The sequence below is a fragment of the Methanolinea sp. genome (assembly GCA_030055515.1).
GTDB lineage: Archaea > Halobacteriota > Methanomicrobia > Methanomicrobiales > Methanospirillaceae > Methanolinea_A.
The window spans coordinates 159,402-179,179 of sequence record JASFYI010000003.1 but is presented as its reverse complement, the minus strand read 5'-3'; the positions used below and the strand labels follow the sequence as shown (position 1 = coordinate 179,179).

General features: G+C 63.4%; 29 protein-coding genes. 22 read left to right on the top strand and 7 right to left on the bottom strand.

Translation table 11 applies throughout. The features are described from left to right. Positions 1 to 8: 8 nt before the first annotated feature. From rplX to QFX32_07110, 20 genes are all read left to right on the top strand, one after another. Complete coding sequence (rplX, locus tag QFX32_07205; protein ID MDI9633829.1) at positions 9 to 374, top strand: 50S ribosomal protein L24; 366 nt, start codon at positions 9 to 11, stop codon at positions 372 to 374. After that, on the top strand, positions 374 to 1,099 hold the full coding sequence (locus QFX32_07200) for a 30S ribosomal protein S4e (protein MDI9633828.1): 726 nt from the start codon (positions 374 to 376) through the stop codon (positions 1,097 to 1,099). Before rplX ends, QFX32_07200 begins: the two co-directional genes overlap by 1 nt. Then, on the top strand, positions 1,096 to 1,602 hold the full coding sequence (locus QFX32_07195; protein MDI9633827.1) for a 50S ribosomal protein L5: 507 nt from the start codon (positions 1,096 to 1,098) through the stop codon (positions 1,600 to 1,602). The genes QFX32_07200 and QFX32_07195 overlap by 4 nt, the downstream gene beginning before the upstream one ends. Further along, positions 1,602 to 1,757 carry a 30S ribosomal protein S14 gene (locus tag QFX32_07190; GenBank protein ID MDI9633826.1) on the top strand — a complete coding sequence of 52 codons (156 nt, stop codon included), beginning with the start codon at positions 1,602 to 1,604 and terminating at the stop codon, positions 1,755 to 1,757. Before QFX32_07195 ends, QFX32_07190 begins: the two co-directional genes overlap by 1 nt. Positions 1,758 to 1,769: 12 nt before the next feature. Next, positions 1,770 to 2,162 carry a 30S ribosomal protein S8 gene (locus tag QFX32_07185; GenBank protein MDI9633825.1) on the top strand — a complete coding sequence of 131 codons (393 nt, stop codon included), beginning with the start codon at positions 1,770 to 1,772 and terminating at the stop codon, positions 2,160 to 2,162. A 13-nt stretch (positions 2,163 to 2,175) separates the two neighbouring features. Beyond that, on the top strand, positions 2,176 to 2,700 hold the full coding sequence (locus QFX32_07180) for a 50S ribosomal protein L6 (GenBank protein MDI9633824.1): 525 nt from the start codon (positions 2,176 to 2,178) through the stop codon (positions 2,698 to 2,700). A gap of 6 nt (positions 2,701 to 2,706) precedes the next feature. Then, on the top strand, positions 2,707 to 3,153 hold the full coding sequence (locus QFX32_07175) for a 50S ribosomal protein L32e (protein ID MDI9633823.1): 447 nt from the start codon (positions 2,707 to 2,709) through the stop codon (positions 3,151 to 3,153). Further along, positions 3,146 to 3,598: a 50S ribosomal protein L19e gene (locus QFX32_07170; protein ID MDI9633822.1), complete on the top strand. Its 453-nt coding sequence runs from the start codon at positions 3,146 to 3,148 to the stop codon at positions 3,596 to 3,598. The genes QFX32_07175 and QFX32_07170 overlap by 8 nt, the downstream gene beginning before the upstream one ends. A 1-nt stretch (position 3,599) precedes the next feature. Continuing rightward, the gene (locus QFX32_07165; protein MDI9633821.1) at positions 3,600 to 4,127 is read left to right on the top strand and encodes a 50S ribosomal protein L18; all 528 of its coding nucleotides are present in this window, start codon (positions 3,600 to 3,602) and stop codon (positions 4,125 to 4,127) included. A 1-nt stretch (position 4,128) separates the two neighbouring features. Beyond that, entirely contained in the window at positions 4,129 to 4,743 is a 615-nt protein-coding gene (locus QFX32_07160) for a 30S ribosomal protein S5 (GenBank protein ID MDI9633820.1), read from the top strand. Further along, a complete protein-coding gene (locus tag QFX32_07155; GenBank protein MDI9633819.1) occupies positions 4,743 to 5,207 on the top strand; it encodes a 50S ribosomal protein L30 in 465 nt (154 codons plus the stop codon). Before QFX32_07160 ends, QFX32_07155 begins: the two co-directional genes overlap by 1 nt. 6 nt (positions 5,208 to 5,213) lie before the next feature. Then, the gene (locus QFX32_07150) at positions 5,214 to 5,639 is read left to right on the top strand and encodes an uL15m family ribosomal protein (protein MDI9633818.1); all 426 of its coding nucleotides are present in this window, start codon (positions 5,214 to 5,216) and stop codon (positions 5,637 to 5,639) included. An 18-nt stretch (positions 5,640 to 5,657) separates the two neighbouring features. After that, a complete protein-coding gene (gene secY / locus QFX32_07145; protein MDI9633817.1) occupies positions 5,658 to 7,091 on the top strand; it encodes a preprotein translocase subunit SecY in 1,434 nt (477 codons plus the stop codon). Between the two features lie 2 nt (positions 7,092 to 7,093). Beyond that, a complete protein-coding gene (locus QFX32_07140; GenBank protein ID MDI9633816.1) occupies positions 7,094 to 7,666 on the top strand; it encodes an adenylate kinase in 573 nt (190 codons plus the stop codon). Between the two features lie 7 nt (positions 7,667 to 7,673). Further along, positions 7,674 to 8,267 carry an EMC3/TMCO1 family protein gene (locus QFX32_07135; GenBank protein MDI9633815.1) on the top strand — a complete coding sequence of 198 codons (594 nt, stop codon included), beginning with the start codon at positions 7,674 to 7,676 and terminating at the stop codon, positions 8,265 to 8,267. Further along, entirely contained in the window at positions 8,267 to 8,815 is a 549-nt protein-coding gene (locus QFX32_07130; GenBank protein ID MDI9633814.1) for an AAA family ATPase, read from the top strand. The genes QFX32_07135 and QFX32_07130 overlap by 1 nt, the downstream gene beginning before the upstream one ends. A 9-nt stretch (positions 8,816 to 8,824) precedes the next feature. Beyond that, a complete protein-coding gene (locus QFX32_07125; GenBank protein ID MDI9633813.1) occupies positions 8,825 to 9,673 on the top strand; it encodes an MBL fold metallo-hydrolase in 849 nt (282 codons plus the stop codon). 25 nt (positions 9,674 to 9,698) lie between these two features. Then, positions 9,699 to 10,142 (top strand): GNAT family N-acetyltransferase, encoded by a 444-nt coding sequence (locus QFX32_07120; GenBank protein ID MDI9633812.1) that lies wholly within the window; start codon positions 9,699 to 9,701, stop codon positions 10,140 to 10,142. After that, a complete protein-coding gene (locus QFX32_07115) occupies positions 10,136 to 11,086 on the top strand; it encodes a phosphatidylglycerol lysyltransferase domain-containing protein (protein ID MDI9633811.1) in 951 nt (316 codons plus the stop codon). Before QFX32_07120 ends, QFX32_07115 begins: the two co-directional genes overlap by 7 nt. A 305-nt stretch (positions 11,087 to 11,391) precedes the next feature. Next, a complete protein-coding gene (locus tag QFX32_07110; protein MDI9633810.1) occupies positions 11,392 to 11,817 on the top strand; it encodes an S-adenosylmethionine decarboxylase in 426 nt (141 codons plus the stop codon). A 187-nt stretch (positions 11,818 to 12,004) separates the two neighbouring features. On the opposite strand, the gene QFX32_07105 is transcribed toward QFX32_07110, so the two are convergent. After that, the gene (locus QFX32_07105; GenBank protein MDI9633809.1) at positions 12,005 to 12,592 is read right to left on the bottom strand and encodes a MarC family protein; all 588 of its coding nucleotides are present in this window, start codon (positions 12,590 to 12,592) and stop codon (positions 12,005 to 12,007) included. A 255-nt stretch (positions 12,593 to 12,847) separates the two neighbouring features. Then, positions 12,848 to 14,197: a coenzyme F390 synthetase gene (ftsA, locus tag QFX32_07100; GenBank protein ID MDI9633808.1), complete on the bottom strand. Its 1,350-nt coding sequence runs from the start codon at positions 14,195 to 14,197 to the stop codon at positions 12,848 to 12,850. A gap of 183 nt (positions 14,198 to 14,380) precedes the next feature. On the opposite strand from ftsA, the gene QFX32_07095 reads away from it, so the two are divergent. Beyond that, entirely contained in the window at positions 14,381 to 14,788 is a 408-nt protein-coding gene (locus tag QFX32_07095; GenBank protein ID MDI9633807.1) for a rubredoxin, read from the top strand. A 37-nt stretch (positions 14,789 to 14,825) separates the two neighbouring features. Here QFX32_07095 and QFX32_07090 read toward each other — a convergent pair whose 3' ends face one another. Next, positions 14,826 to 15,080: a hypothetical protein gene (locus tag QFX32_07090; protein ID MDI9633806.1), complete on the bottom strand. Its 255-nt coding sequence runs from the start codon at positions 15,078 to 15,080 to the stop codon at positions 14,826 to 14,828. 125 nt (positions 15,081 to 15,205) lie between these two features. Between QFX32_07090 and QFX32_07085 the strand changes: the two genes are divergently transcribed. Further along, complete coding sequence (locus QFX32_07085) at positions 15,206 to 16,381, top strand: TIGR04083 family peptide-modifying radical SAM enzyme (GenBank protein ID MDI9633805.1); 1,176 nt, start codon at positions 15,206 to 15,208, stop codon at positions 16,379 to 16,381. A 654-nt stretch (positions 16,382 to 17,035) separates the two neighbouring features. Here the strand turns inward: QFX32_07085 and mtrH are convergent. The 4 genes from mtrH to mtrA (QFX32_07065) are packed head-to-tail and all read right to left on the bottom strand — an operon-like array spanning position 17,036 to position 19,777. Beyond that, the gene (gene mtrH, locus QFX32_07080) at positions 17,036 to 18,073 is read right to left on the bottom strand and encodes a tetrahydromethanopterin S-methyltransferase subunit H (protein MDI9633804.1); all 1,038 of its coding nucleotides are present in this window, start codon (positions 18,071 to 18,073) and stop codon (positions 17,036 to 17,038) included. An 18-nt stretch (positions 18,074 to 18,091) separates the two neighbouring features. Continuing rightward, the gene (gene mtrA / locus QFX32_07075; GenBank protein ID MDI9633803.1) at positions 18,092 to 18,832 is read right to left on the bottom strand and encodes a tetrahydromethanopterin S-methyltransferase subunit A; all 741 of its coding nucleotides are present in this window, start codon (positions 18,830 to 18,832) and stop codon (positions 18,092 to 18,094) included. Between the two features lie 5 nt (positions 18,833 to 18,837). Beyond that, positions 18,838 to 19,044 (bottom strand): tetrahydromethanopterin S-methyltransferase subunit F, encoded by a 207-nt coding sequence (locus QFX32_07070; protein ID MDI9633802.1) that lies wholly within the window; start codon positions 19,042 to 19,044, stop codon positions 18,838 to 18,840. Positions 19,045 to 19,051: 7 nt separating this feature from the next. Beyond that, positions 19,052 to 19,777: a tetrahydromethanopterin S-methyltransferase subunit A gene (gene mtrA / locus QFX32_07065; GenBank protein ID MDI9633801.1), complete on the bottom strand. Its 726-nt coding sequence runs from the start codon at positions 19,775 to 19,777 to the stop codon at positions 19,052 to 19,054. Position 19,778 lies beyond the last annotated feature (1 nt).

The following is a 19,778-nucleotide window of genomic DNA, read 5'->3' as shown; positions in this document are numbered from 1 at the left end:
GCAGATCCATGGTCCGAATCGAGAGCAAGCAACCGAGGAAACAGAGGAAGGCCCGGTACACGGCACCTGCCCACGCGAGGAACCGTTTCCTCCATGCCCCGCTCGCCCCTGCGCTGCGCGAGAAATACCACAGGCGCAGCGTCCGCGTGGTGACGGGGGACACGGTCAAGGTCCTCCGCGGCGAGTCGGCCGGGACGGAGGGACTCGTGGACAAGGTAGACACGAAGAGGTGCATGATCGTCGTCCAGGGTGTCTCTGTCCGCAAGGCGGACGGCACCGAGGTCCCGCGCCCCGTGCACCCCTCCAACGTGCAGGTGACGAAGCTCAACCTGAAAGACCCAAAGAGGGCAGAGAGACTCGGGGGGAGTGAGTGATGTCAGATCACCTAAAGAGGCTGAATGCCCCCGACTCCTGGCACGTCGCGAAGAAGACGAGCAAGTTCATCACAAAGACGGCACCCGGACCTCACAACGCGAACGCGATGCCGATCGCGGTGTGGCTGCGGGAACACATGCACCTCGCGGCGAATGCAAAGGAGGTCAGGCAGATCCTCCACCAGAGGGACGTCATCGTGAACGGCAGGCCGTGCCGGAATCCCCGGATGGGAATCGGCATCTTCGACATCATCTCGATCCCGCGGATCAACAAGCACTACCGCATCCTCCGGGACAAGAACGGCCGGCACCGGACGATCGAGATCGACGCGGAGTCCGCGAAGACCCGCCTCGAGAAGATTCGGAACAAGACGATAGTCCCCGGCGGGAAAGTACAACTGAACCTCCGCTCCGGTGCAAACGTCCTCGCGGACAACAGGTACAAGCCCGGCGACTCGATCGTCCTCTCCCTCGAACCGGAGAACAGGTTTGCCATCCTCGACCACTTCCCGTTTGCCGTCGGCAACATGGCGATGGTCATCGGCGGGAGGCACTCGGGCCGGGTGGCACGGATCGTCGCGATAGAGAAGGTCCCCGGGAGCGTTCCCAACAGGGTCATCCTCGAGGACCCTTCGGATGGATCGCGGTTCGAGACGATCGACGAGTACATCTACATGGTGGGCCGCGAGGAGCCTGCCCTCAAGGAATGGGGGATTGAAGAATGAACCCGATGCGCGAGGTATTCGTCGAGAAGGTCGTCGTGCACATGGGTGTCGGCGAATCCGGGGACAGGCTCTCGAAAGCTGTCGACATCCTCAGGGCGATCACGGGCAACACCCCCGTGCGGAGCAACGCGAAGAAGACCAACGTCTCGTTCGGGATACGGAAAGGCGCCCCGATCAGCTGCCGCGTCACGCTCCGGGGGAAGAAGGCGACAGAGTTCCTCGCCAAGGCGTTCGACATCATCGACAGGAAGATCTCGAGGCGCCAGTTCGACAAGTGGGGGAACTTCTCGTTCGGGATTGAGGAACACACCGATTTCCCCGGGATGAGCTACGACCCGCAGGTCGGGATCTACGGGATGGACGTCAACGTCGTCCTCGCCCGCAGGGGTGTCAGGATCGCCCGGCGGTCGATAGAGAAGAAGCGCCTCCCTGCGAAGCAGAGGGTCAACCCGGAGGATGCCATCAGGTTCCTCAAGGAGACGCACAAGGTGGAGGTGTACTGATGGGAGGAGAGAAGAAGAAGCTGTTCGGCCGCGGCGCGCACCAGTGCAAGATGTGCGGGAGGAAACAGGCCCTCGTGAGGCGGTACCACATCATGTTCTGCCGCCAATGCTTCCGCGAGTGGGCGCCCAAGATGGGCTTCAAGAAGATGAACTAGGGGGCGTGTCGCATGGCAAGACTCAATCCAATCGCGGACGGCATGTGTGCCCTCAAGAACGCGGCGGAAGGGGGGAAATCCTCGGTCATCATCGAGCCCGCGAGCAAGCTCCTCGGCGCGATGTTCCGCATCATGCAGGAGGCCGGGTACATCGACGGCTTCGAGTACATCGAGGACGGGCGCGGCGGCCAGTTCCTCGTCCACCTGAACGGGAAGATTAACAGGTGCGGCGCGATCACGCCCCGCTACTCGGTCCGGCTCGACGAGATGGAATACTGGGAGAAGCAGTTCCTCCCGGGGAAGAACTTCGGGATCCTCATCATCTCCACGTCCCGCGGGGTCATGACCCACGAGCAGGCCCGGCGCGAGCGCATCGGGGGAGAGCTCCTGGGCTACGTGTACTAGGGGGGAAAGGAAGATGGCAACACAGCGCACGGTGACCATTCCAAGCGGCGTGAAGCTCGAGCTCGACGGCGCGACCGTCCGCGTCACGGGGCCGAAGGGGCAGCTCGAGAGGACATTCCGGTTCCCCCAGATCACGCTCGCGGTCAGTGACGGCGTCCTCGTGATATCCACCCCGGCAGACCGGAAGAGGATCACCGCGATGGTCGGCACGATACAGGCGCACGTCCAGAACATGATCAAGGGCGTCACGGAGGGGTTCGAGTACCGGATGAAGGTAGTTTACAGCCACTTCCCCATCCAGCTCAGGCTCGCGGGAGACAGGCTCGAGATCAACAATTTCCTCGGCGAGAAGAAACCGAGGTACGCGCGCATCGTCCCCGGCGTGACCGCGAAGGTGGGCAACGACGAGGTCATCCTCACAGGGATCGACCGCGAGAAGCTGGGTATCACGTCCGCGAACATCGAGCGTGCAACCAAGATCAAGTACAGGGATCCCCGCATATTCCAGGACGGGATATACATCGTGCAGAAGGGATGAGCGACGATGGCAGATGACATAATGCGTGCAATAAGGATCCGCAGCCAGAAGTCAGCCCGCTTCAAGCGCGACGGGTATGGCAAAAAGAAACAGCTCGCGGACTGCTGGCGGCGGCCGCGGGGTCTCCACAACAAGCAGCGGATCCAGAAGAAGGCGAAAGGACCCCTCCCCACGCCGGGATACGGGAGTCCCCTCGTCGCGCGGGGGCTCCACCCGAGCGGGTACCGCGAGGTGCTGGTGCACAATCCCGCCGGGCTCGAGGGGCTCGATCCCGAGAGGGACGCCATCCGGATCGCCGCGGGTGTCGGGGCGAAGAAGCGCCTCCTCATCCAGGAGATGGCCCTCAAGGCAGGGCTGAAGATCCTCAACCCGCGGGAGACGAAACCCGCGGGGGAACCGGCCGCACAACCGGCGGGCGGAGAGGAGGTAGAGGAGGAGAAGGGCGATGAGTGACCTTGCCACGCAGCGACGGATCGCCGCGGACCTCCTCGGCTGCGGGCGCCACCGGGTATGGTTCGATCCGGACCGGCTCGCCGACATCCAGAACGCCGTCTCGCGGGAGGACATCCGGAAGCTCGTCGAGGAGGGCGCGATTGCAGCCCACCAGGTGAGGGGCAACAGCAGGGGAAGGGCACGTGCGAGGATGGCGAAGAGGGCCTACGGGCACTGCAGGGGCCCCGGGCGGCGCAAGGGAGCAGCGGGCGCACGGAACCCGCCGAAACGCCAGTGGATCAGGAAGATCCGGGCACTCCGCAGGACACTCGCGGAACTCCGCGATAAGGGCGAGATAGAGAGGCACCTCTACCGCGTCCTCTACCGCCAGGCCGCAGGAGGCCAGTTCCGGAGCGTCGCGCACCTAAAGACCCACATCGCGACAATCACGGGGAGGGCCCGGTAGAATGGCGACAGGACCACGCTATTTCGTCCCGTTCCGCAGGCGGAGGGAGGGAAAGACAGACTACTACGCCCGGGCGAAGCTCGTCGTGTCGAGGAAGCCCCGGATGGTCGTGCGCAGGACGAACAGGTACATCACCATCCAGCTCGTCGAGGCAGAGATGGACGGTGACATCACGCGGGTCTCGGCCCACTCCCGGGAACTCGCGAAGTACGGGTACACGGGTTCCCTCTCCAGCACGCCCGCGGCATACCTCACGGGGCTCCTCTTCGGCGTGAGGGCCCTCAACGCAGGGTACGAGACCGCGATCCTCGACATCGGCCTGCACAGGGCGACGAAGGGAGCGCGGGTCTTTGCCGCGCTGAAAGGTGCGGTCACCGCGGGCCTCGACGTCCCCCACGGGGAGGAGATCCTCCCCGACGACAGCAGGGTGAAGGGGGCACACATCGCGGCGTACGCACCGGAACGCGCGGGGAACCTGCAACAGGTCGTCGAGCAGACCATGGACGCCATCATGAAGGAGCTGGAGTGACATGCCTTACGAGAAAGTGGAATGGGTCCCGCTGACCGGCCTCGGGAGGATGGTCGCGGCAGGGGAATTCTCGAGCATCGACCAGGTTCTCGAGAGTGGTCGCCCCATCAAGGAACCCCAGATCGTCGACGTATTCCTCCCGGACCTCGAGGACGAGGTCCTTGACATCACCATGGTGCAACGCATGACCGACTCCGGCAGGCGGGTGAAGTTCCGTGCCGTGGTGGTCGTCGGGAACAGGAACGGGTACATCGGCTTCGGCCAGGGCAAGGACGCGCAGGTGGGGGACGCCATCAAGAAGGCGATCGCCGACGCGAAGATCAACCTCATTAAAGTGCAGCGCGGGTGCGGCAGCTGGGAATGCGGCTGCAACGCGCCGCACTCGGTCCCCATGATCGTCGAGGGTGCGGCGGGGAGCGTGCGCATGACGCTCAAGCCCGCCCCGAGGGGAATCGGCCTCGTCACAGGGGACATCAGCAAGAAGGTCCTCGAACTCGCCGGGATAAGGGATGTCTGGACGTTTGCGAGGGGCCAGACGAGGACGACGATCAACTTCGCGAAGGCCACGTTCAACGCCCTCAAGGCAACGAACATGATCCGCACGGGGGGAGAGTGATGACCTACGCCGTCGTCCAGGTGAGGGGAGTCGTCAACACCCGGAGGGACATTCGGGACACTCTCAAGATGCTCCGCCTCCACCACGTCAACCACTGCGTCCTCGTCCCCGACACACCCGAGTACCTCGGGATGATTCGGAAGGTGAAAGACTTCGTCGCGTACGGGGAGGTGGACGCCGAGACAATCGAGACGATCCTCAGGACGAGGGGGCGGATCGAGGGGAACAGGCCGCTCACCGACGAGTACATCCGCGAGAACTCCTCCTACGGGGGAATCACCGAGTTCGCCGCCGCGATCGCGTCGGGGGAGGCGCGGCTCACCGACGTCCCCGGAGTCAAGCCGGTCCTCCGGCTCCACCCGCCCCGCAAGGGGTACAGGACGATAAAGCGGACCTACCCGCAGGGAGGGGCACTCGGGTACTACGGGAAGGAGATCAACATGCTCCTCTACAGAATGAGGTGAATGCACATGCCCGTCAACAAGAGATCGAAGTACAGGGGATCGCGTACCTGTGGAGGGGGTACCCACAAGAACAGGCGCGGGGCCGGGAACCGCGGCGGGAGAGGGAGGGCAGGACACCGCGACCACCGCTTCTCCCATTTCTGGGTCTACGGCGAGGTTCACAACGGGAAGAACGGGTTTGCGAATCCCACGACGAAGAAGGTCCGGGCGATCTCCGTGGGGCGGCTCCAGGAGATGGTCGATGACCTCCTCGCCGCGGGCCTCGCGACGAGGGAAGGGGACACGGTTGTCATCCCCGCGGAGAAGATCGGCATCGATAAGATACTTGGAAACGGAAAGGTGACGGAAAAGCTGCGCGTCACGGCGCACGCGTTCTCCGCGCAGGCGAAAGAGAAGATCGAGACGAAAGGTGGCGAGGCCCTCGTTGTCTGAACCCCCGTGGTGAAAAAAATGGGAGAACTTCTCGACCGAATGGAACCGCTGCTCGCAGCGATGCCGACGGTGAAGGGTCCCGAGGGGCACGTTCACTTCAAGCACAAGCTCGCGTGGACGGCGGGGATCCTCGTCCTCTATTTCGTCCTCACGAATATCCCCCTCTTCGGGCTGGACCCGAATTCCCAGGACATCTTCTTCTACTGGCGCGCACTCCTCGCGGGCGCGAGCGGTTCGCTCGTGCAGCTGGGTATAGGCCCCATCGTCACCGCCTCCATCGTCCTCCAGCTGCTGAAGGGAGCAGACCTCATCCAGATCGACACGAGCGAACTGAAAGGGCAGATCCAGTACATGGGCCTGCAGAAACTCCTCATCTTCGTCATGATCGTGGTAGAGGCGGCCCCGAACCTCGTCGGCGGGTTCCTCCTCCCGGACCCCCGCATCGCGGAGATGTTCTTCGGGGGGAACCTGTTCCTCGTCTCGTTCATCATCTTCGTCCAGATCTGCATCGGGGGTCTCCTGATCGTCTTCATGGACGAGGTCGTCACGAAGTGGGGCATCGGGTCAGGGGTCGGCCTCTTCATCATCGCGGGGATCTCGCAGGCGATCATCAACGGTTTCATCAACTGGGCACCGGTAAACGACCAGTACCCCGTCGGGTTCTTCCCGCGGATCGTCGCGGTCGTGCTGGACGGCGCGAATTTCCTCCAGTACATGGGCAAGGACATCATCGCGCTGGTCACGACCGTCGGCATCTTCCTCGTCATCGTGTACGTGGAATCGACGCGCATCGAGATCCCCCTCGCCCACGCGCAGGTGAGGGGTGCACGCGCGCGGTTCCCCGTCAAGCTCATCTACGCGAGCGTTCTCCCGATGATCCTCGTGAGGGTCCTCCAGGCCAACATCCAGATGATCGGCCTCTTCCTGAACAACGTGGGCATCACGGTCCTCGGCAGGTTCCAGGGCGCGACGCCCGTGAGCGGGGTGATGTACTACCTCGCCCCCATCAACGGGCCCGACGACTGGATGTGGTGGATTTACGATCTCGGCCACCCCCCGTGGGAGGTCCTCCTCCGCATGGGGATCGATATCGTCGTCGTGGTGGTGGGAGGCGCGGTATTCGCCCTGTTCTGGATAAAGACGGCGGGCATGGACTCTAAGGACGTCGCCCGCCAGATCCAGTTGTCCGGGATGTCCATCCCGGGATACAGGCGGAACCCGCAGGTCCTCGAGAAGTACCTCGACCGCTACATCCCGAGGGTGACCGTGATCGGCGGGGTCTTCATCGGGGTCCTCTCGGTGTTCGCGAACCTCTTCGGCGTGATAGGGGCCGTGAGCGGCACGGGACTCCTGCTGACCGTCTCGATCACCTACAGGCTGTACGAGGAGATCGCGAGCCAGCAGATCATGGAGATGTACCCGTTCATGAGGACGTTCTTCGGGAAGGAGTGAGAATGGCAGGGAGGAGAGTGATAGTGACTGGGGTCCCGGGCGTCGGCAAGACGACCGTGATCACGGGGGCCCTCGATCTCCTCGCGAGGGAAGGGATCTCCTACAGGTCCCTCAATTTCGGGACGTACATGTTCGAGATGGCAGTCTCGCAGGGACTCGTCAGGGACAGGGACGAGATGCGCAAGCTCCCGGGGGACATCCAGAAGAGGCTCCAGCAGTTAGCGGCGCGGGCGATGGCACGCGAGGAGGGGAACATCCTGATCGATACCCACGCCTCGGTCAAGACCCCCCGCGGGTTCCTCGCGGGGCTCCCCGAGTGGGTTCTCCGGGAGCTGATGCCCGACACGATCGTCCTCGTGGAGACCGATCCCGACCAGATCCTGATGCGGAGGCTCTCGGACGAGACGCGGACGCGGGACATGGAGGGGGCAGGGGCAATCGCGGACCACCAGCAGTTCAACAGGGCGATCGCCGCTGCGTACTCCATGCTCACCGGGTGCACCATCAAGTACATCACGAACGCCGATCACCTCCTCGAGCACGCGGTGCGCGAGATGGCAGACGTTCTCCGGTGAGGGACAGATGGCAAAGAGGTTCGGGGGATTCGCCGCCCTCTTCGTCGCGATGGCGATGATACTCTCCTACAGTATCGAGCCGGTCCGCGAGGGCGTCGGGAGGGGCCTTGATAGCGTTTTCGGCCCGCTCGCGGAGATGGTCCCGTTCTTCGTCCTCATCATCATCCTCGCGGCGATCACCGCGATCTACTCGTCCCTCATCCAGAAGTACACGATCGACTACGAGAGGTTGACCGAGGTCCAGGAAAAGCTGAAGGCCTTCCAGAAGGAGTACCGGGAAGCCCAGCTCTCCGGGGACGAAAAGAGGATAAAGAAACTCGACGCGAAGAGGGACCGCGTGATGAAGGAGCAGCTCGAACTCTCCCAGCAGCAGTTCACGCCGATGGCGTACATCCTCATCATCACAGTCCCCATCTTCTTCTGGCTCCTCTTCCGGCTCGGGATGGCACCCGATGCACCGATCACCATGCCATTCTTCGGCGAACACGCGCTCTCCGCGCCGGTCCTCGGACCCGTCCCGGCCTGGATCCTCTGGTACATGATCTGTTCCCTCACGATAAGCCAGGTCATCCGGAAATCGCTCAACATCGGGGGCATCTGATGAGGATCACGGTGAGCGGGCTGCCCGGGAGCGGGACGACATCCCTTGCCCGCCACCTCGCCGAGTCCCTCGGGTTCCGCATGGTGTCTGCCGGGGAAGTCTTCCGGCAGATGGCGCGGGAACGCGGTCTCAACCTCCACGAGTTCGGGAGGATCGCCGAGAGCGATCCGAAGATCGACCGCGAGATCGACGAGAGGCAACGCGAGATCGCGGAGAGGGAAGACGACATCATCGTCGAGGGGAGGCTCTCGGGGTGGTTCGTCCGGAACGCCGATTTGAGGGTCTGGCTGCAGGCTCCCCTCGCGTGCAGGGTAGACCGCATCCTCGCGCGCGACACGATCCGGGACAGGGAGACGGCGCTTGCCCTGACGCGGGAGAGGGAGGCCTGCGAGGCGAGGCGGTACAGGGAGTACTACCAGATCGACATCGGGGACCTCTCCCCCTACGACCTCGTCCTCAACTCGGAGAGATTCTCGGTGGAGGAACTCTCCGGGATCGTCGCGCTCGCGATCCGGATCGTGAGCGGGAAGGGGAAGGAATCACGGTGAGGGACCGTGATGCGCATCCGGATCCTCGTGGACAATGCTGCCCTCACCGACCGCTACCTCCTCGCGGAACCCGGTTTCTCCGCGCTCGTCGAGACGGGAGACGGCAGGGTCCTCTTTGACCTTGGCTACTCGGGTGCCGCCGTGGAGAATGCCCGGCGCATGGGGGAAGACATCCTCGGCGCGGGGTACGTCGTCCTCTCCCACGGCCACCTCGACCACACGTGGGGACTTTTCTCCTACATCATGGCGATGACCGAGGCCCGGATGGAGGAGAGGCAGGTCGCCCGCCCGACACTCGTGGCCCACCCCGACGCGTTCCAGACGAAGAAGACGGGCGATCTCCCGGAGACGGGATCCCTCGTCGCCCTCGAAAAGTGCGCCGAGCACTTCGAGATCCACCTCTCGAGGGAGCCGGTCCGGCTCTTCCCCGGCCTGTACTTCCTCGGCGAGATACCGAGGCGTTACCTGTTCGAGGACCCGGGAGAGCAGAAAAAGAGGGTGAAGAGAGTCGCGGGCGGCGGGCTTGTGCCCGACCCCCTCCTCGACGACAGCGCGCTCGCGTACAAGGGGAGGGAGGGCCTCGTGATCGTGACCGGGTGCGCGCACTCCGGGATATGCAATACCGTGGCCCGGGCCCGCGAGGTGTGCGGGGGAGAAAAGGTGGCCGACATCGTCGGGGGGTTCCACCTCGCCGGCGCCTCCCCGGAAAGGCTGGAGAGGACCGTGGACACCCTCCGCGAACTGGGTGTCTCCCGCATGCACCCGTGCCACTGCACGGGCGAGGCTGCCATTTGCCGGCTCGCGGCCGCGTTCGAGGTGGGGGCAGTCGGATCCGGATGGGAGAGCGAGTACGCGTGACGGCGCGCGCGAACGGGAATGCCCGATGGAACCAGCAGGTCGCGGCGGGTTTGACGTCCTCCTCGTGAAGGAGTGGGACCTGGACGACCTCGTGCGGCTTTACCGCGCGGGATCGTGGTGGAGCGGGGAGGGCGACCCTTCCGTCCTCTCCCGCATCGTTGGCTCGAGCTTCGCATTTGCAGTCGCCGTCCACGTCCCGACCGGCGAGACCGCGGGGATGGGGAGGGCGATCTCCGACGGCGTCTCGGACGCGTACATCCAGGACCTCCTCGTCCTGCCGGAATTCCGGGGGAGGGGAGTCGGGCGCATGATCGTCGAGAAACTCGTCTCTTTCTGCCTCTCCCGCGGGATCACGTGGATCGGCCTCGTCGCCGCGCCAGGGACCACCGGGTTCTACACGCGGTGCGGTTTTCTCCCGATGGACGATCACGTCCCGATGAGGTACCACGGCGGGGGGAGCCCGTGCTGACATCCTCGTGTTTCCGCCCGGTGACGCTTGAGGACAGGGAGGTGTTCTCCCGCCACTACGCGCACTACCCGCCGGGGCACAGCGACAACCTCTTTGCGAACATGGTCTGCTGGAGCAACTACGCCCACTACAAGTACGCCGTGCACAGGGGATGCCTCGTCGTCAGCAGCACCGTCCAGGGGGTTACCACGTTCCGCCCGCCGATCGGCCCGAGGGACACGGAAGCCCTCCTCGACGTGTGCGACATCGCGGTGAGGGAGGGGGGGCCACGCCCCCTCGTCCTCGTGGACAGGCCGACGAGGGAATGGATTGAGGCACTCTTCCCGGGGATCGCGCTCCAGCCCGACCGGGACTACTGGGAGTACGTGTACCTCGCCCGCGACCTCGCCCGGCTCCCCGGGGGGAAGTACCTCACCATCCGCAGGCAGTACAGGAGGTTCGTGGAGAGGTGCCGCCACAGCGTGGAAGAGATAACCCCCGAGAATATCGGGGATGTCAGGGCGTTCCTCGAGGAATGGTGCGAGTGGAGGCAGTGCGACGAGCACCCCTACCTCTCCTTCGAGAAGGAGGCAATCTTCTTTGCCATGGACCACTTCCGGAAGCTCGGTCTGTCGGGCCTCGCGATAAGGGTGGAGGACAGGATCGGGGCAATCTCGATCTTCGAAGAGCTCGACCGGGAGACCGCGGTCGTCCACTTCGAGAAGGGCCTTCCCGATTGCGAGGGGATTTACAAGGCCATCAACGTCGAGACGGCGCGGTTCCTCGAGGGCAGGTACACGTACATCAACCGCGAGAGCGACATGGGTGTGCCGGGGATCAGGGAGGCAAAGACGCGGTACCATCCCCACCACATGGTCGAGGTCTTCTCGGTGGCAAAGGAGGAGCTCGCCGAGATCCTCGGGAAGCGCGAACCGGGCACCCCCGGGTTCACTGCGCGGGATTAAATAGCACAAAATGCGAAATTAAACCCTATAAAACGGGATCGCGGGAAGGGGGATCTCCAGATTCGCCCGGGAAGGGCCCCGTTTGGAATCGCAATTGCCTCGGTGCGCGTTTCGAATCCGCGCTTTTACGTGCCGATTTTAGAATTTGTCTAAAATGGCGTAATTTCTCCAAAAACCGCCTATTGTCACTCCAATGCAGAAAAGGGAGGTGATTTCCCACGGGGTAATTGGGAAAGGTTTAAATTTCGGCTGGCTGACCTCTGAGAAATAGTTCCGAGAAGTGAACTATGGTGGGAGAAGTCAACATGCTCGAAATGAAGCGTGAAATGACCGTCCGGAACATGAAGGACGAAGAAGTGATGAAGACGTTCAGGAAGGAAAACGCGTGGGGTTTGTGCACCATGGTGGACCTGAAGGGATGCAACCCGGAGACCATCAGGGACCCGGAGAAGATCCGCGAGTTCATCGTCAGGCTCTGCGATCTCATCGAGATGAAGAGGTTCGGGGATCCCACCATCGTCCACTTCGGTCCGAACGAGAGGGTCGCGGGATACTCGATGACCCAGCTCATCGAGACGAGCCTCGTCTCGGGCCACTTCGCGAACGAGTCGAACTCCGCGTACCTCGATATCTTCAGCTGCAAGGAATACCCGCCCGAGAAGACCGCGAAGTTCTGCAAGGAGTTCTTCGGTGCGAAATCGATGAACTACAACGTGGTTTTCCGTTTCTAGAGCAAACCGGTTCTTGAAATTACGCCCTCCCCGCCGCGGGGAGGACACAGGCCATTTTTCCCGCACGCGCCGCGGTGCCATTCCCCGGGACCCGCGGAGAATCCCCCTGGAAAACTTTCCCGGAACGCCTCTCGCGGCCGTCCCGGAGGAAGATGCCCGGGAGAAGGGTATTTTTGCGTTTTTGACATCAGGCGAGACCGACGACCCCCGCCGCGATTATCCTGACCGCGATCGCCGCGACGAGCATCCCGAGGACGCGGGCCATGACCTCGATCACGGTGTCGCCCACGAGCTTCTGGATGTCCCCCGAGAAACGGAGGATGACCCACGTCGCGCCGAGGGAGAGCGCGATGGCGATTGCCGGGATGAGGATCCCCATCTGGTTGACGAGGAGGATCACCGTGGTGATCGCGCCGGGCCCGCAGAGGAGGGGTGTCCCGATGATCACGCCCGCGACGGAGGGCGACCTGTCCTTCGGCTTGCCGATGTCGATCCCGAGCGCCATCTGCATCCCGAGGATGAAGAGGAGGATTCCCCCCGCGACCTGGAAGCTGTGGAGGTCGATCCCGAGGACATCGAAGATGAAGAAATTGAAGAAGAGGAAGATGTAGAGGAGGCACCCGGCCACGGCAACGGCTATCATGGCCTGCCTGCTGATCTCGAGGGGGGACTGCCCCCGCGTCATAGACGCGAAGATCGGCACGCTCAGGATGGGATCGAGGATCACGAAGAGCGCAGAGAACGCGTACAGCAGTGACGGGAAGAAATCTGCCATCGGACGCCAGATGGTTTGTCCTCCCGCGTATTAAACCAGAGGGTACGAGGGGAATCACGCGGGATCGTGCGGGCTCTCCTGGAGAGGTCCCTGACTTGATAGGGGGGTTGATGCCAGATTTTGGGGGTGTCCGGCAAAAGAAAGACCAGGAGACCCATCCAGAGAGCTGAGTGATTTTTGTTCTTTTGATATTAAAAATTGTTCACGTTCGGTTCGGCCGCGGGAGGGTGCGCCTGCCACGCGCCCCCCCTTTGCTCACCGGCGGTCGACGAGCCGCCGGGGACGGCCCTTCACCCGGTAGAGTTCGAGCGAACCGGGAGGGAGGAACGAGAAGAGGATCTCGAGCTCGTCGCCGTACAGCGGCGCGAGTGCCGGCTTGGAACGGAAGAAAGTGGAGAGGAACCTCTCCGACACGTCACCTGCGGGGACAGAAGCCGGGTCGCGCGATTCCATGCTGACCCGGACGACGGCACCATCGTCGCCGCGGGGATACACGAACGCCTCGTATTCTCCCGTGAGGTACTCCATGTTTTCAGGCTGGAACACCCCGCGCTCGATGTCCACCTTGTTGACGGGTGTGCCGAAGATCCAGACGGTCTCGGCCTCCCGCTGGGGGGTGAAGATCCTCGTGTGCGTCCTCCCGCAGGGGCATTTCTCCCGGCTCTGGATGACCGTCGTGTCCTCCGTGTCGTAGTTGATCAGGAGTGTCCCGCACCGGCCGCCCGGCGGGAGGAGTGTCGTGAGGATCGCGCGGCCGCACTCCCCGTCCGGGACGAAATCCCTGAGCGCGGGATCGTACACGTCGAGGTGCACGAGGTCTTCCGGGACGTGGAGTCCCTGCCGCAGGGCGCACTCGCCGCACATCGTCCCTTCCGTGCTCCCGTAGGTGTTGAACACCTCTCTCTCCCAGACACCCGAGAGGTATTCCCGTGCCTCCTCGGAGAAGCTCTCGCCGCCGACCACGAGTCTCTCGACCGATGTCTCCCTCGGGTCTATGCCCTCTCCCTTCAGCCTCTCGGCCAGCCTGAGGAGCTTGAAGACACTCCCCACGATCCCCGTGGGCCTGTACGCGTTCAGGATGCGGCTCGGGAACGAGCACTTCCCGGTCGGGATGATCGTCATCCCGATCTCGCGGGCGGCGAGGGTCATCGTGTTCGCACCGACGTTCATCCCGTAGGACGTGCATATCACGACCCGGTCGCCCTTCCCGAAGCCCTGGGAGACGAAGATGCGGGCGTACTTCGTCGCGTACCGCATCCAGTCCTCCCACGTGAGGAAGAAGCTCTTCGGCGTTCCCGAAGTGCCGCTCGTCTCGTGCACGGTGAATATCTCCTCCCACGGCACGCTCCTGAACGAGAATTCAGGTGTCGCGGGGGGCTGGTTCTCGCGGATCGTCTTCCCCGAGACGAGGGGGAGGGCAAGGAGATCCTCGTGCTCCCTGATCTCCCCGGGCGCGACCGAGTGCTCCTCGAACCACCTCCGGTAGAAGGGCGAGTGTTCCCACGCGTACGAGACGGTGTAGCGGACGCGCTCGTCGATGAGGGCATCGAGGTCCCCGCGGGACATGGTCTCGATGGCAGGGTCGAAGAATCTGCCCTTCTCCATGGAGTGTGTGTATGGTCGCCGGGGCTCATGAGGCTCGCGGTCCCCGTGTTCTTGCACGCGGGGAGGACCGGAGTTCACGCACGAGGCCGGGCGGCTCGGTGTACCCGCATTCCGGGAGAAATACTATTAACATCTCGCAGGGGGACTTTCGTAGTTGTCGGATTCGACGGACGTGGCAAGACCATGGCAAAGAGCAAGGAACCGGAAAAGAGAGTGAAGAGGTACAAGTGCCGGATCTGCGGGTACATCTACTCCCCCCTCCGCGGGGAGCCGCACAACGGGATCCCGGCGGGAACGCCCTTCGAAGATCTCCCCGAGACGTACGTCTGCCCCATCTGCGGGATGGAGGGGAAGGGGAAGATCGGGAAGTGGGGTTTCGAGGAGTGGGTCCCGACGAAGTACATCTGCTCTGTCTGCGGGTACGTCTATGACCAGGCGAGGGGGGAACCGCACAGGGGGATCAAGCCGGGGACCCCGTTCGAGGACCTCCCCGACGACTACACCTGCCCGATCTGCAACCTCGACCCGAAGATCTCGCTCCAGTTCGGGAAGGTGTACAAGCAGGGATTCGAGCCCCTCGACCTCCCCTGAAGATCCCGGGCAGGGGAGGAGGCGATGCCGGGGAGGATCACTCCCCCTTCTCTTCTTGGCGTTTCACGAGCTCGACGAGGAGGGAGAAGACTGCCGCCTCGAGGGGATCCCTGATGTGGGGCATCCTGTCCGTGGCGTGCGCCCGTATCATCGCGGCGAGGCGCTCTGCGTGCGGCCTGTCCGCGGCGGGGAGGGCCCGCGCCGCCCGGAGCCACCGGTCCGCCGTCTCGTGGATGTCCTCCCGCCCTTTCCTCCTCTCTCCCTCCCTGTTTGGCACGGTGCTGCCTGTCACCCTTTCCTCGCCTCCTCCCGGGATGTGCGCGTCCCCCCTGATGAAGGTGGGGCAGGAGGCGTGAAAGTGGGGGGGACCGGGCGGGGTAACCCTTAACTCGGACGTTGCGAAAGAGACAGGTACGCATGAAGAATCCGTTCCACGTGATGCTCGTCCCCACCCTCGGGTGCCCCGCGCGGTGCAGGTACTGCTGGAGCTCGGAGCCGGGCTCCGCCCGCATGGACATCGCGACAGTGAGCGACGTCGCGGAGTGGGTCTCTTCCCTCGGGAGGGACCGGGTCACGTTCACGTTCCACGGCGGGGAACCCCTCCTCGCCGGCGCGGCCTTCTACCGGGAGGCGCTCCCCATCCTCGCGGGGAGCACCGGTCGATCGAGGCCCGAGTTTGCGATGCAGTCCAACCTCTGGCTCCTCACCGACGAGATCGCGGAGATCCTCGCCGAGTTCAACGTTCCCATCGGGACGAGCATCGACGGGCCCCAGCCGATCTGCGATGCCCAGAGGGGCGAAGGGTACTTCGAGAAGACGATGAGGGGGTACAGGATCGCCCGGGATCACGGGCTGCGGGTGAGCTTCATCTGCACGTTCACATCCCAGTCCATCGGGAAGAAGGAGGAGATCGTCCGTTTCTTCAGGGAGAACGGGTTCGTGCTGAAGCTCCACCCCGCGCTCCCCTCCCTGCGGAACGACAATCCCGAGCCCTGGGTCCTCGATCCTGCCGACTACGGCGAGCTCCTCGTGTACCTCCTCGATGTCTCCCTCGAGAACCTCGGGACCTTCGAGATCATGAACATCAATGACCTCTGCAAGTGCGTCATCTTCCGGCACGGGACGGTCTGCACCTACGTGGACTGCATGGGGAGCACGTTTGCCGTGGGCCCGGACGGGACCATCTACCCCTGCTACCGGTTCGTGGGGATGCCGGAGTACGCGATGGGGCACGTTGCCGACCGCCCGTCCATCGCGCAGCTCGCGGATTCGCCCGTCGGCAGGCGGATGCAGGAATTCCGGGACCTCGTCGACAGGGCGTGCGCGGACTGCCCCCACATCCGGTACTGCAGGGGGGGATGCCCCTACAACGCGATGGTCCCAAACGGGGGCGAGATCGCGGGCGTCGATCCCTACTGCACCGCGTACGCGAGGATATTCGACGAGATCTCCGGGCGCCTCGAGAGGGAGATGCTTGAAAATCCCTTCTATGAGATGTTTGTGCCGGGACGGGGGCACAGGAAGGAGGGGAAACCCGGGATCATGGCGCTCGTGCGGTTCCTCGCAACGAGGGAGGGCAGGGGGAGGGGATAACGGGGGCAGCCCGGATCAGGGACACGAATCCGGCTCCCCTGCCCCTTTTCCCGATCGATCCGTTGCGGGTGTACCCGGGGAAGTGCACGGCCTGGACGAGTCCCCGGCTCCTCACCGCAAATAAATAACGTCACCGCTTTTTTTCCTCGCAAAACTTTTACACGGGGTTCTCCCGCGCCGGCAACGCGTGTCTTCCCCACGTCCCCGCGGTGGATTCACCGCCCGCGGCGCGGAGGGTCCAGTTCTTGCATATCGCATTATACAGTTTATAAAAGATTCCAGACCCTGGAACCACGGGTCCACGCGGCATTCCCCCGCTTCGCCTCCCACATCGCGCCCGGGACGGGGGGACGACAACCTGTTTTCTCCAGATGTTTTCTCCCGCTTGCCCGGAACAAGGGGAACATCCCGGCACGCGTGGCAGGGGCATGGAGAGCAGGCCGCGCGGGGGGACAGGGAGTGTCCGTCTTATCGAACGGGAATGCACTGGGGGGCCGAGGGAGGATTGCCAATCCAAGTGCTGTCTTTCCGCGGGAGGAATCGCCGCGTGGTCCGGGTTACCCTCGAGACCTCCGGGGAGAGGGGGAAGGGCGCACGAAGCGAAGCTTCAATCGAATGTGCCCGGGGTTTTCCGTGACCGCGGGAAAAAAAGGTTTAGATGAGTTTGAAGAACGGGTGGTTCTCGGACTTGCACTCGATTCCCAGCGGCCGCATCGCCTCGAGCGTGACGATGTCCATGTATGCCTGGGCAGTGATCATCGGCTCGACGTTCTCGATCGGGCCGTACATGATGAGGTCTGCGCCGAGCGTGCTCGCGACGAGGTTGCACCCGATGTCGGGGGCTGACCATGCCGCCTGGACAACTCCCTCGAGACCGCCGAGGTAGTGGTGGAGGAGCTGCTTCACGTAGATGTCCTTGCCCTTCAGGGACTCGAGGAGCTGGGACGGGTTCTTCTTCGATCCCTTCCAGCGCTTGAGCCAGGTCCACGCGACCGTCATGTTGTGGTACGCACCGCCGGTCGGGAGCCCGTGGATCGCCTTGCAGGCGAGGATCTCGCGGTACGCGCTCCCGGACCCGAGCCCGAGCGGGGTTGCCGCGGTGTCGAGGATGGGCCTCGTGATCCCGCACTCCTCTGCGATCTGGAGCATCCCCTTCGCCTGCCCGGCGACACCGCCCTCGACGAGGACCTTCTCCCTCCCCTGAACGGTCGGGTCCGCGGGGTTGAACGCGAGGACGATCGCGGCATCGACGTCGCTGTTCTTGAGGGCCTCGATGTTCTCCGGCAGGATCGACCCGTTAATCGAGTTGTAGATCGCGCGGTGCGCGAGGCCCACCTCGGTCACGAACTTGCAGGCGTGCGCGAGGCACTGGGGAACGGACGAGTCCATGAGGAACGCCGTCTTGTTGTCGATGCTGTCAAACCACGTGAAGTAGCTCTCGAACGCCTGCGGGTACTCGGCGAGGATCTGGATGAAGTGCGGGATACCCACCATGTCGGAGAGCTCCTGGCACCTGTTCCAGAGCGCCTCCGCAGCCGCTTTGTCGATCTTTCCGGTCTTCTCGTCAAGCACGATCTCGTGCTTGTTGTAGAAGATTGAGCACGCAAGTACGGTCGGGTACTCTCCAGGCTGACCACCAATCTTGGTGCCGTTGAAGTCCCAGACTTTCTGTTCTTTCTCAAACCTGAACATTCGAATTCACACCTCCTTTCAGATCATCATATTCAGCTTCGGGAGCAGGACGAGCAGCATCACGAACACGGTCAGTCCGGCGACCAGTCCGTAGAGGATGCCGATGTCCCTTCCGATCTTCCTTCCCACGCGCTGCGCAATCTCGGCATCGGCAAACTCGATCTTCTTCTCGATCTTGTCCAGCCTCTTCTCGATCTCGAGGAACTGCGGGTTGACACCCGCGGCCGCGACCTCGACGCCGCCGGCTGCAGCTTCCTTGACCTCGACGACCATCGGGTCCGCGGGGAAGGCGCCCGGGTCGCGGGCCTTGAGTTCCGCGATCTTGGCCTTGATGGTCCCGAGGTCCTCGGTCTCCATGATGTTGACCAGTTCGACCTGCTCCTGGAAGCGCTTGATGGCGTCGTCCTTGAGGTTCTCGATGAAGGGGATTGCACCCTCAGCACCGACGACCCTCCCGTCCTTGACGCCGTTCTTGTGGAGTGCAGCCATCGTCTGGCCCGCGAGGTGGCCCTTCACCTCGGTCCCGCAGAGCAGGAGGAACCGGATGTTGGGGTTGGAGATGATGTTCGCGATGACCTTCTCGAGGCCGAGGTTCTCGGTCTTGCAGGACCCCGCGATGGCGGCTCCGCCTTCGCAGATGGCCTTCTCGTCGAGGTGCGACCCGCATGTCATGACCGCGACCGGGCTCTGGGGGTCCCCCGCGTGGAAGTCTCCCTGGACGACCGGCCACCCGCTCGCTGGTGATTTCTTCTCTCCCATCTCTCTCACCTCATGACAAGGGCAGGCACCACGATCAGGACCAGCGCGGTCAGCAATCCCGCGGCGAACCCGACGAGGCCCATGCCGAGGATCGCGGAGTCGTACTTGTTCGACCTCGCGATCAACTGCGCCTTGTACCGGATGTTCTCCATCATGTTCTCGATGGCGACCATCCGGATCGGTCCTGCCATTTTCTGTCCTTCTTCTGCCATTCTTCCCTCACCCCATCAGCATGAAACCGAGGACGGTGAACGACACGATCAGGCCGATCATGATCCCCTCGATCTTGCCCGCGTACACTCCGGCAGCGAACTTGTCGCGGTACCCTATGTCCGTCACCATCTTCTCGATGATCTTCATCCGGGCGTGGATCAGGGCGAGTTCCCCGGAAAGCGGCCGGATAACTCCGCCGGCCTCCTCCGTGCCACCCGCGGCGGCCTCCTTGACCTCGACGACCATCGGGTCCGCGGGGAAGGCGCCCGGGTCGCGGGCCTTGAGTTCCGCGATCTTGGCCTTGATGGTCCCGAGGTCCTCGGTCTCCATGATGTTGACCAGTTCGACCTGCTCCTGGAAGCGCTTGATGGCGTCGTCCTTGAGGTTCTCGATGAAGGGGATTGCACCCTCAGCACCGACGACCCTCCCGTCCTTGACGCCGTTCTTGTGGAGTGCAGCCATCGTCTGGCCCGCGAGGTGGCCCTTCACCTCGGTCCCGCAGAGCAGGAGGAACCGGATGTTGGGGTTGGAGATGATGTTCGCGATGACCTTCTCGAGGCCGAGGTTCTCGGTCTTGCAGGACCCCGCGATGGCGGCTCCGCCTTCGCAGATGGCCTTCTCGTCGAGGTGCGACCCGCATGTCATGACCGCGACCGGGCTCTGGGGGTCGCCCGCGTGGAAATCTCCCTGGACGACCGGCCACCCGCTTGCTGGTGATTTCTTCTCTACCATC